Annotated in this window: 7 protein-coding genes; 5 read left to right on the top strand and 2 right to left on the bottom strand. The window is 42.6% G+C overall.

Annotated features, from left to right (window positions below):
- Positions 1 to 330: 330 nt before the first annotated feature.
- The 5 genes from AC3A8L_RS12100 (at position 331) to AC3A8L_RS12080 (ending at position 9,899) form a co-directional block, all read left to right on the top strand.
- Positions 331 to 1,746 carry an HlyD family type I secretion periplasmic adaptor subunit gene (locus tag AC3A8L_RS12100; protein ID WP_487962521.1) on the top strand — a complete coding sequence of 472 codons (1,416 nt, stop codon included), beginning with the start codon at positions 331 to 333 and terminating at the stop codon, positions 1,744 to 1,746.
- Positions 1,747 to 1,751: 5 nt separating this feature from the next.
- Positions 1,752 to 2,699, top strand: a complete 948-nt coding sequence (locus AC3A8L_RS12095; protein ID WP_487962520.1) for a response regulator — start codon at positions 1,752 to 1,754, stop codon at positions 2,697 to 2,699.
- 194 nt (positions 2,700 to 2,893) lie between these two features.
- Positions 2,894 to 6,331 carry a response regulator gene (locus tag AC3A8L_RS12090; protein WP_487962519.1) on the top strand — a complete coding sequence of 1,146 codons (3,438 nt, stop codon included), beginning with the start codon at positions 2,894 to 2,896 and terminating at the stop codon, positions 6,329 to 6,331.
- Entirely contained in the window at positions 6,325 to 9,390 is a 3,066-nt protein-coding gene (locus AC3A8L_RS12085) for a hybrid sensor histidine kinase/response regulator (RefSeq protein WP_487962518.1), read from the top strand. The genes AC3A8L_RS12090 and AC3A8L_RS12085 overlap by 7 nt, the downstream gene beginning before the upstream one ends.
- 56 nt (positions 9,391 to 9,446) lie before the next feature.
- Entirely contained in the window at positions 9,447 to 9,899 is a 453-nt protein-coding gene (locus AC3A8L_RS12080) for a response regulator (RefSeq protein ID WP_487962517.1), read from the top strand.
- A 264-nt stretch (positions 9,900 to 10,163) separates the two neighbouring features.
- Here AC3A8L_RS12080 and AC3A8L_RS12075 read toward each other — a convergent pair whose 3' ends face one another.
- Both AC3A8L_RS12075 and AC3A8L_RS12070 read right to left on the bottom strand, forming a co-directional pair.
- Positions 10,164 to 10,769, bottom strand: coding sequence for a YceI family protein (locus AC3A8L_RS12075; RefSeq protein WP_487962516.1), 606 nt, complete (start codon positions 10,767 to 10,769; stop codon positions 10,164 to 10,166).
- 36 nt (positions 10,770 to 10,805) lie between these two features.
- On the bottom strand, positions 10,806 to 11,969 hold the full coding sequence (locus AC3A8L_RS12070) for a GNAT family N-acetyltransferase (protein ID WP_487962515.1): 1,164 nt from the start codon (positions 11,967 to 11,969) through the stop codon (positions 10,806 to 10,808).
- Positions 11,970 to 12,106 lie beyond the last annotated feature (137 nt).

Raw genomic sequence — 12,106 nt, 5'->3', positions numbered from 1 at the left:
AAAAATACTTTATCCAATAATACTTGCCTCCTGCCTCCTGCCTCCTGCCTCCTGCCTCCTGCCTCCTGCTTCCTCAACTGCGTTGCCCAAAGCGTTACATGCCCCGCTTCGAGCGCCTTGCTGAGAAAACAGGCGCCTTCGTCTAATTGGATAAACTATTATTGCCTCGCCCCTAACCGTAGTGTTTTACTTCACCTTTTTCAATATAACAAAACTCTGAATATAACCAGCATAATATTTCTAAATGACATCTAAAGCATGCCATTCCTCTCTGTGTTTATCGGCTAATCGGCATTTTCTTAACTAGACTTATTAGAAGGGTAACTTTATATGTCTTTGAGTGGTGGAGATAGCCTTGCTGCGGCAGGTGTTAGCAAACGTGACGGTATGAGTTTATCAATTAAAAATTATTTAAAGAAGAATCAACTTTCTTATAGTGAGCAGGAACAGTTGGCTTATATGCCACAATCTGTTCGGCTGGAAGAGGCTGTGAATCCTCATATGGTACGGGTTACCATGTTGGTGATAAGTACCGCAATTTTAATCTTCTTTATTTGGGCGGCGGTAACTAAAATTAGCGAAGTCACTAGTGCGGTGGGCGAAGTTGTGCCGCGAGGGTACACGCAAATTATTCAACACTTAGAGGGCGCTTTGGTTAAAGAGGTGCTGATTCGTGATGGTGACCTAGTGGATGAAGGTCAAATATTAATTAAGCTAGAAGACACTGCCGCAACTCAAAACCTTGAGGAAACGCGTGAAAAAATGAAGTCCATAAAGCTTCAAATTGAACGTTATCAAGCTTTTGTTGATCAGCGATCGTTGGATTTTGGCCATATTAGCGAACTCTCTGAAAGTGAGTTGAGTTTTCAGGCGAATGCCTATAATGAAATGCGGCAATCCATTGCTCAAGAAAAAGATGTTCTTAGTCAGCAGGTATCGCAGAAACAATCAGAAATAGAAAAACTACAGCATCGTATCGAACATGCCAAACAAAGCCTAGCTTTCGCGGCAGAGGCTAGGGATATTCAGAAAAATCTTTTGGATAAAGGGTATGCATCGCGATTAACGTACATAAAGTTTGAGCAAGATCATCATAAATTGGTCGGTGATTTAAAGGAGAATAAAGAGACTTTAGGGCAGGCGCGTGAATCTTTAACTGAATATCAAAGCCGATTGACGTCACTCGGTTCAAAGTCGCGAGACCAAACCTATTCAATGCTGGATCAACTTCAATCGCAGCGAGATCAAATACAAGAAACTTTAATTCGATTAGAGGACCGGGTGAATCGTTTGACGGTGCGTGCGCCAGTAAAAGGTGTAGTGAAGGGCTTACAGTTGAATACTGTTGGAGGCGTTGTTGAGCCGGGTAAAGCTTTACTTGAGATTGTTCCGTTGAGTGCAAAGCTTATTGTTGAAGCACAAGTTTCACCTAAGGATGTTGGGCATATAAAAGTCGGTCAGCCTATTCGCGTTAAAGTGAGCTCTTTTGATTTTTCTCGTTATGGCACCGTTTCCGGTACATTGGATTACGTCTCGGCTACAACATTTATGAATGAAAGACGGGAGCCTTATTTCAAAGTGCGTATAGGGCTCTCTAAAACATACGTGGGTAATGACGAACAGCAAAATATTATCCTTCCAGGAATGACAGTGGTTGGCGATATTGTTACTGGCGAAAAAACAATACTTTCTTACTTATTTAAACCTATACATTTATCACTTAAAACGGCATTTTCAGAAAGGTAATTAATATGGAACCCTTAAACCATGCGGCATCTGCAATCCCTAGTGGTGTAACGATTAATACACTCGCGGTAGATGATGATCGGTCTATGCGGATGATGCTGCAAACACAACTAGAGGATCTTGGGCATAACGTAACCACCGCGGATGATGGGAAAACGGCATGGGCTGCATTGCAGGCACACGGTGCCGATATTGATATTGTTGTGATTGACCGCGAAATGCCAGGGATGAATGGCCTTGAAGTTGTATCGTTAATGAAGAACGATCCGTTACTTAAAAATATTCCTGTGATTATGCAAACAGGCTCTGATCGAGCGGAACAAATTCGCGAAGGTATTGATGCTGGCGTTTATTATTATTTAACAAAGCCTATTGATGAGGATGTTTTGGCTTCGGTTGTATCAGCGGCAGTACGCAATATTTCACAACAAAAATTGCTAAATCAAGAGCTTAGTCATCACAAGTCGAGTTTTAACCTGATTAAGAAATGCCGATTTGTATTGCGTACTATCCCTGAAGCGGAAGATTTGGCGTGCTTTTTGGCTAATTGCTACCCCCAACCCGAAAAGGTTGTTACTGGTATTGCTGAGCTTCTTATTAATGGTGTGGAACATGGTAATTTAAGCGTAGGTTATGATGAAAAAACATGGCTGATTAAAAGCGGTACTTGGCGAGATGAAGTTCTGCGTAGAACCGACTTTCCCGAGCATAAGAATAAAACGGTTGAAGTGTATTATCAGCGTCAAGACGATGGTTTTTATTTGAAGATTAAAGATTGCGGCAATGGATTTGATTGGAGGAAATATATTAAAGTAGACCCTTCTAGAGCGTTGGAAAACCACGGTCGGGGAATAGCGCAGGCGCATTCAATGAGTTTTGATCGTATTTCGTATAATGATGCAGGTAATGAAGTGACTGCATTTGTTGCCAATGATTCAGATATTGATTGGTAGTATTAGTGCCTCTCGCGGATCGCACGTCCTGGTTTGAGCGAATCAGAACAGTAGAGTCCCAGTTAAGTATTCAAGGTAAGATACAGTTGCTTTTTATACTCGCTGTGATCTTGTGCGTACTAGTTTCGCTTCCGTTGGTACTCTTCGAGACACTGTCGTTTAAAAAACACTTTGATCGTAGTACGGCGGATATTTTGGTTAAGATAATTGAGCCTGAGTTATCTGATCAAATGTTGCGTATCGACCTTCCTGCGATAGAAGCTACTGTTAACACCTTTCGCGAAGCGTTGGGTGTTCAGACGTTCTGCCTTTTGAATAAAGAAAAGATTGTTGTTAAATCTTTTGTGCACACGTGTGAGTTATCTAGTATTCCTTTTCTCGTTCCTATTAGAAGCACGGATCGTGGTGTGACGGGTTATCTTTATGCGCAAGTACTCGACTCTAATGCAAATAGTATTATCTATAGTCAAATAATTGTTGCCGGTAGTTTAATTGCAACATTCTTCATCGTGTCTTTTTTAATGCTATTGCGTTTGCAGGCGATAATATCTCGGCCTTTGGAGGAGCTAAGCTCATCGGTGACTCAGTTTGTAAATACGAATGACTTTCATATAAGGGCTTCACGCTTTGCTGATGATGAAATAGGGCGTTTAGCCACTGCCTTTAATCACTTATTGCAAGAAATGAGAGTCAAAGAGCACGCTTTGATCAAGGCTAAAAATAAAGCGGATGAAGCCAATGAATTAAAAGGCGATTTCTTGGCCTCGGTCAGTCATGAAATCAGAACGCCAATGAATGGTATTATCGGTACTACAGAGTTGTTACTTGAGTCTTTAGAAAAACAAAAGCATAAAAATTATGCCAGTACTGTTTTACGGTCTTCGGAAAGTTTACTTGCAATTATTAACGATATTCTTGATTTCTCAAAGATTGAGTCAGGCAAGCTAGAAATAGAATCGATACCGTTCAATTTATATGCCGAAGTGGAAGATGTCGCCGATTTAATGACAATGCGAGCCAATGAAAAAGACATCGAAATAATTTTGGCAATATCACCTTATATTCCTGAGGTGGTGATTGGAGACCCTAGCCGGTTGCGGCAAATACTGAATAACTTGGTTAATAATGCCATAAAGTTTACTAGCAGTGGCCATATCTTAATTGCGGTGGAGCCTTTAGGGGCTGAACACGGAAATGATAACGAAGAGGCGTTACGTTTTTCTGTGACGGATACGGGGGTTGGCATTTCTGACGAGGCTCAGAAAAAAATATTTGAGCGCTTTACTCAAGCTGAATCTTCTATAACCCGACAGTATGGTGGTACGGGTTTAGGTCTGGCAATTTGTAAACAGCTTGTTGAGCTGCTAGGTGGAAGCATTCAAGTCGAAAGTACTGAGGGGCAAGGCTCTACGTTTTCGTTTACGTTGCATTTATTGATCGATTCATCGCAACCTCATTATGATAATTGTGACGATTTGGAAAACCTTAATGCGTTAGTTGTTGATGATAATCCTTATTTTCTTGAGTATATTAAGCTGGCGCTACGTTATTTTGGGCTGCGAGTTGCGTGCGTTTCTAGCGCCAAAGAAGCATTGCGTTTAATCGGGCAGTATGAAGCGGCTGGCGATCCGTTCAACATCGTATTGATCGATGAAAATATTCCGATGGTTAATGGCTGTGCCTTAGCTGAAAATATTGGTTTAACCTATGTTGATACTGCGCCGCCGATTATTATATTGAATAATATCAGTGCGGATATTCAGCATGAGCAAGCTTACATTAAATTAGGCATATCAGCCTGCATTCAAAAACCTATTCGTTTGCGGCAATTAACGGCATTAATTGGGTTGACGGTTTCATCGGCTAAAGTTGGCGACAAAGTCGGGCTGTTAACCGTTGATGAAATACGAGGAGGGGCAAATAATCGCTCCAGTAGCCTTCAGCTTGCTGGCCCTAAAGTATTAGTGGCAGAAGTTAATGATATTCATTATAAACTGATTGAGTCTTTGCTTTTAGGTGCTGGCAGTAGAGTGGCTAGGGTTTTGGATGGCGAGTCTGTTATTGAATATAGTCGGCAGCACTCTATTGATTTATTGATTGTTGATGTTGAATTGCCAATAGTCAATGGCATTGATGTCGCTAGGGCATTTAAGAAAATACAATCAGAAATGGGCGGTGCCCACACTCCAATCATTGCAACATCTGCAAAAGATATTGACATTAATCATGTTCATAGCTTGAATGCAGGCGTTGATTTATTTTTGCATAAGCAGTCGCTAAAGAATCAATTGGTGAGTAAAGTTGCAGTGCTTATTCCTGACTTTATCGTCAATCAAAAAAATGATCTGGTCTATTTTAGTAACGTTAATATCATGTTGGTTGAGGATAATCGTGTAAATGCACAAATAACCACTGAAATCCTTCAAGAGTTCGGATGTGAGGTCGCATTAAGTGTTAACGGAAAAGAAGCTTTTGAATCTTTCCGTGAAAAACGATTTGATGCCGTTTTAATGGATTGTCAAATGCCAATAATGGACGGGTTTGAAAGTACTCGCCATATTAGGCATTTTGAAAAAAGCGCGCAACGAGCACCTACGCCGATTATCGCTTTAACGGCCAATGCCATGAAAGGGGATAGTGAGCGCTGTTTTAATGCCGGCATGGACGATTATATTACAAAACCAATACGGCGTGAAAAGTTACGATTTATACTGGCTAATTGTATAGACAGTGAAAAAATTTCGATTAAACATTTGGCTGATAGCGAAGATGAGCATTTGGTCGATGAAGAGGAGTTTTCTAGAATTTTGGAGTTTGGTGGCCGTGCTGGCGTTGATGTTGAGCGCTATGTTGTCGATATTGAAAAGAGTTTTCGGTTACTTGAACGTCAATTTCGTGCCCAGCCTGCGCGAGTTATTTATGATACCGCAAAAATTATTGTACCTATATGTGAGGCTTTAGGGCTGTTGCGTTTAAAGCGCGATGTTTCCCGTTTTGCTCAGGCTGCATTAGACTTGCATGTTGCTAAGGTTAATCGTACGGATGCACTGTCGGGGGTATTGGAAACGTGTATTCAAACCATTGTTGAGACTAAAGGCTATATAAAAACATTACAGGATGAAATTGTTGTTACTTTGCCTCAGGTTGTCGATGATCTTCCGCCTCAAGTCGTGTATGAAGGGGATGGTAATGCTCAAGTTGGTAGCCTTTCAAATGATTCGGAAGATAAAAATCCAGTAAAAAAATCTGCCATAAAAGTTTTCACATCAAAAGAAAATGATTCTCATCTTTTGATTGATTATGATGTGTTTAATGCGACTAAAAAAGTGTTCAAGAAAAAATTCATAACTATTCTGGGTGAGTATGTAGAAGATAGTGAAGAGTATTTGTCGGAGATTCGTCTTGGTGTGGACGAGCAAGATTACAATCGAATTCGAGAGAGCGCGCACCCTCTGAAGTCTTCATCTTATACCTTAGGTTTTTGTGCCGTAGGCGATTTTGCCAAGAAAATAGAGCTCTATGCAAAACAAAGCTCTAATCTGGATGAAATAGATCAGCAGCTAATAGCACTGGTAGATAGTTTTTCTGAGACTAAAGCATTTATTGATACGATAGAGTCTGAGCCATGCTAAAAGTATGGCTCTCTTTATATGGGCACGGCGGACTTTGGTCAAAAGTTATTGCATTATTTGGGGTCTCGGCAGCGTTGATTGTTTCTGTTTTTATGTATGCCTCTTTGCAGACTATAGAAAATAAGCGCAATGCTGAATCAATTTATAAACTGAATCAGCAACTGTCGGTTGTTAGGCATATCGCGGTGCTTGCGCAGTATTTTGATGTCGAGCGCACGCGTAAAATGATCGCTAAGAATGAAGACGTTTCCGTGTTTTTGTTGCCGACTCGACAGCTTGAGATCTCGCGTGCTCGTAATGAGTTGCGAGACCTGGGTCGGCAATTGGAGTTTATTACTGGAAACCTGTATGCACAGAAAGAATTTATTCCCGGTGTGATTCAAACGTTATATTTTATGGGTGAGCAGTCGACGCATATACTATTGAAAGAGTACATCGCTTCCGCGTATAAATTGTCGCAGTTGTCCAGTGATAATCAGCCTCAGGTGAGGCGCCATATTGAGGTTATATCTACCCATAAAAACATAATCGGAGGGCGATTACAGAAAACGGTTACCCTTTATTATCATTATTTAGGTGAACTTGTCGGGCAGCAAAATAAAAATTATTGGCATTACCTTGTTGTTGTTATGGTTTTGTTTTCTGCGGCCATGTTTTTCTTTATTTTAAGGCCGCTCCAAAAAGATATTGATGAGGCTTATGAACAAGCGGCATTGGCTAATCGTATCAAAACTGAATTTTTAACCAGTGTTAGTCATGAGATTAGAACACCTATGCACGGTATTATCAGTGCGGGTGAAAACCTTGATACCACGCGGCTGGATAGTAAACAAAAATCGTATGTTCGCACTATTATGTCGTCTGCAGATTCTCTGTTGGATGTTGTTAATGATATTTTAGGGTTTTCTTCCTTAGAAGCCGGAGAGACTCAGGTTGAACTGGCTCGTTTCAATTTATTTGAATTAACCGGTGATCTTGTTCAAATAATGGAAGAGCGTGCACAGCTTAAAAAATTAGAGTTAATTATGCGTTATGAGGATGGCGTTCCTCATGAGGTGGGTGGTGATGCTTCTTTAATTCGACAGATACTGTATCACCTACTGAGTAACTCGATTAAATTTACTGAGTCGGGTTATATTGTCGTGACGGTCGATATTGCAGAGCCTTTAGCAACCGGTGATTTGGCCCTAAAATTCCTGATTGAAGATACCGGCATAGGTATTGAAGAGTCCAAATTGTCGATTATATTTGAGCAGTTTGTGCAGGGTAATGGCGGTACTAAACGTTTGTTCAGTGGTACGGGCTTGGGTTTATCTATCTGTAAAAAGCTCGTTGAATTAATGGGCGGTAGCATACGAGTCGGTAGCGTAATTGGTGAGGGCGCTACTTTTAGCTTTATTATTCCCGTTAATGTCGCTGGTAATGCCCAGAGGGTAGATGTGCAGGCTGTCTCGAGCTATTCAGGTTCGATTGTTCTTATTTGTGATGATAAAGAATTTAAAGGGAGTGTATTGGCTGACCTGGGCATGAGTGGCCTGCAGGTTGTGTGTAAAACTTCGCAAGAGTTAATGACGAATACCCTACACCTGAATGGCCCAGTTTCGCTTTTAGTTGTTGATTATTTTGTGAAGGCTGCTTCTCCCAGTAAAATCATTCAAACGGCGAAAGAATTCGATGAACTGTCGGGAGCGCGAATTGCTTGCATTACACGCAAGCATGATAAGCAAGCTGCCAAAAATCTTACTGACCAAGGTTATGATGGTATTTTTTCTTTCCCAGCAGATACGGAACTTTTCACTGACTTTTTGATGGCTAAACCATCGAAAGAGGTTTCTCTTCAGCGCGTGCCTAATGAACCAAAACCGCGGGCGTATACTGATAATGTTAATTATTTGGATGGCGCAGAAATATTGTTGGTTGAGGATAATAGAATTAATGCAGCGCTTGCCGAAGATATGTTGTTAGATTTTGGGGCTTCAGTGACATTAGCCGAAAACGGAAAAATTGCGGTGGATTATGTTCGCAGTGGGCGAAAATTTGATTTGGTGCTTATGGATTGCATGATGCCAGTGATGGATGGTTTTGAGTCGACACAAGCGATTAGAGCGTTACCGCAGGTGATTGGAAATGCACTTCCAATTATTGCACTGACCGCGAACGCGATGGCGGGCGATAGAGAGCGTTGTTTGGATTCTGGTATGAACGCCTATTTGTCGAAGCCCGTCCGGAAAAAAGATTTACAACAAACGATGAGTAAATGGTTACAGCACAGAACACCGGTGGCAAAGAGTAGTCCAATACCCCCGCGGATAGAAGAAACAGTAAGCTCTGAGAAGCAAAATCTGGCCAGCAAGAATCATCCTTCATCGGTTGTGATGCCGCCTCCATCTGAGGGTGATGCAAGCGTGAATGTAGGCGAAGTTAAGCAAAAAACAATGCTGGGAATGGAGGCGGATGATTTCGAGCCTCCTTTATCGATTAATGCGAAAAATAGCATTTCTGCTGAAACGGAAAAATTACCGCCCTCCGATGCCCCGTTGAAGGATTCTTTTTTTGCGCCTGATAGCATTCCACCTAAAACGGTTACGGCTACAGCTGATGTAGTAACGGTGCCGCCAGTATCGCAGGGAGCGCTGTCATCCTCATCATCAAGCGTGAATGCGAAGGATAAAAAAGACGAGGTTGTTGAGCCACCTGTTGGCTTAGTTTTGCAGTATCTAGATCAGGTGGCGGTAGTGAAGGCAAAATCGATGATGAAGCGGCGTTTCCCTACAATGATTGAATACTTCTTGGAGGATACGCAAAATTATCTGGAGCAAATAAAGCAGGGTTTGGAGGAGCATGACTATAAACAGTTGGTTGTGCCGTCACATACGATCAAATCATCCAGCCGACAAATGGGGGCTTTTACTGTGTCGGATTTAGCCCGTGAAATCGAGGCACTAGCGCGCACCGAAGAGAGTAGTTTTGAGACGCTTTTGGCTTTAACTGAGCAGTTACAAGAACAATTCGATCTATCTCGTATCGACTTTAATTACCTTTTATCGGAAGCCGGTTAGTTGTGTGACGGGCTTAGCTACACTGATAGAAACAGGCGTTAATTGAGGTGGGTGTTATGGGAGTACACAAGCATTACATGGCGAAAGTGCTGATAGCGGAAGATAACCGTGTTGAAGCCGCGCTCATTGAAAATATGCTAGAGGATTTTGGCTGTGAGGTCTTTAAAGCGCGTGGTTTAGATATTGTAGACAAGCTAGATACCCCTTACGACTTAATCTTTTTAGACATTAATATGCCGGGTATCAGCGGGTTTTATATTGCTAATAACTTAAAGAACTCGGAAGCTTGCCCTCATAAAGCACCCATTATATTGGTTTCTTCGGAGCCCTATACGGACGATATTAAAGAGAAGTGCGTTGAATCGGATGTGGACGGCTATGTACAAAAGCCCATGACAGAAGCATTGTTGGCTACCATTTTAGATGAGTATTTATCCTCTAAAGAGGTATCGCTGTTGGCTACTGGGGCTGAAAGCTCTAAGCTTTTTTTGCGTAAGCGCCAAAGCTAAGCGATATCGTTTTTCCTCAATGTTTTCATTAAAAAAAGGCTCAATTATTATGAGCCTTTTTTTATTTATACCTTCATGACTAAAATGGCTGCTAAGGGGCGTGCACGAAATAAGTTGCTGGAATTTGGTTTTTTGGGTGCACCCTTGAAGAGGCGAGAATATGGCGTAATAGCCGGCTATTGCAAATATTTTTAACGAAGACAAGCGTGCATCCAGGAATTCAAAATCGGGAAGTTATTTCATGCACGGCCCTTAGTAAGTAGATCATTTTTCTAGAGTTAATTGCACGGTAACAGGAATGCTACTCGCTATAGCGTCAAGACCCGCAAGTTCTTTAAGTTTATCAATACCTGCGGTAAAGCCAAAATCGGTTGCATTAAGCAGTATGGGTTTTGCAGTCGTGACGACTAAGTCTCCGCCCTTTTGTGGGTTCACAATAACGTCGGCCAGTAAGGTCACTTTTTTGCCGTGTAAATCGAGCTCGAAGGGCACTTGAAGCGTTTTGCTTTTTCCTGATTTTAAGCGCTGGAGTAATGCCGGATCGATTTGAGCGCTAATGGTTGCGAGTGGAAATTTTGTGATTTCAAAAAGTTGTTCTTGCATTCGGGTATTGCGAATTTCAATACCGGTGTCGACGGATGCAAGGGTAATGCTGGCCGTGAGTTCACCTGTTTTTGTTAAGGTGCCGCTTATTTCGCCAAAGTGATGGACTTCTCCAATACTGCCCTTTTTGATACTGACGAACTGTACTGCAGAGCTTTGATTGTTAATGCTCCAGTCTGCGGCAACAGTTTGGGCGAAGGCGAGCGAACTAATAACACCGCTCCAAAGTATGGCTTTGAGTGGATTTCTAAATTGTGTTGTTTTCATGGGGTGTTCCTTTGGCATCGGTGTGAATAATGAGTGCTATGTAATAGGCCCTGTCAGTGTTGTGGGGTCGGGTAGTAATAGCGTCTCTTTGAAGGGGAGGTAACCGCGAGCATCGGCGCAATACTGTTGGTTGTTTTGTTTTTCTTCAACTAAAAAATTGGTAATGGCGTGATTGAATTCTGGATGTGCCAACTGGTGAAACGATTGTGTGAGTACGGGTACAAAACCCCGCTGAATTTTATGCTCACCTTGTGCGCCAGGATCAAAGCGCTGTAATCCGTGCTCAATAGCAAATTCAATTCCTTGATAGTAGCAGCATTCGAAGTGAAGGCCGTCGAATTCTTCTGTTGCTCCCCAGTAGCGCCCGTAGAGTGTATGGCTGTCGTAAAAGTACAGGGCTGCTGCAACCAGCTTTGTTTCGCTGTAGGCACGCACGAGTAAAGTACTTTGCGGGAGGGCTGAACCGACTTGCGCGAAGAAATCGCTATTAAGGTAGCCATTGTGGCCACTGCGTTTTTGGTATGTCCTTTGGTAGAGCTGATGGAAGTCATTCCAATCTTGCGGTGTTAGCTCGGTACCAGTCGTGCGGGTAATCTCGAAATTCTGTTGGTTTACCTTGGCCCGTTCCTTTTTTATGTTTTTTCGTTTGCGTGAACTGAAGTCAGAGAGAAAGGCATCAAAATCAGAATAATCGCGGTTAAACCAGTGAAACTGGCAGCCAAGGCGCTGCTGTAGTTGCGGTTGTGTTTGCAAGGGCTTAGCCGAAAAAGGGAAAAGAGAGTGAAAGCCCGAGAAGCGCTTTTGGGCCAGTTGTTCATTGATGACGTGATAGAGGTGTTGCATTGAACGTGTATCTTGCGCCGCCGCGCGTGGGCCTGTAGCTGGCGTAAAGGGTATCGCATTCAATAGCTTGGGGTAGTAGTGCATTCCGTGTTGATGATAAGCATCGGCCCAGCTCCAATCAAAAACGTATTCGCCGTAAGAGTGACTTTTTATGTATAGGGGCATGGCGGCAATTAAGTGGCCGCCGTCTTTTAGTGTGAGATGGTAAGGCTTCCAGCCAGCGGTTGTGGACACGCAGCCACTGTCTTCCAGTGCCGCTAAAAAACCATGCTGCACGAAGGGGTAATCTGTTTGCCATAAGGCTAGCCAGTCTGCGGCTGGAATGGCGTTAATACTGTCGGAAAATTCATACTGCATGAAGAGCTCCCTGGGGTTGTAGGTATTCTACGGAACTTCATACCGCGCCGTCTAATTGTGTGTTCTTGCGGGTGGTTTGTTCGTGGCAGTGAAGGTTATACAAGCTCGGGCACTCATCTGCCCTCTTAGGGGCATCC

Source organism: Marinagarivorans sp. (assembly GCF_982758155.1).
Note: the sequence above shows the minus strand (reverse complement) of the source record. Positions and strands in the feature narration are given on the sequence as shown.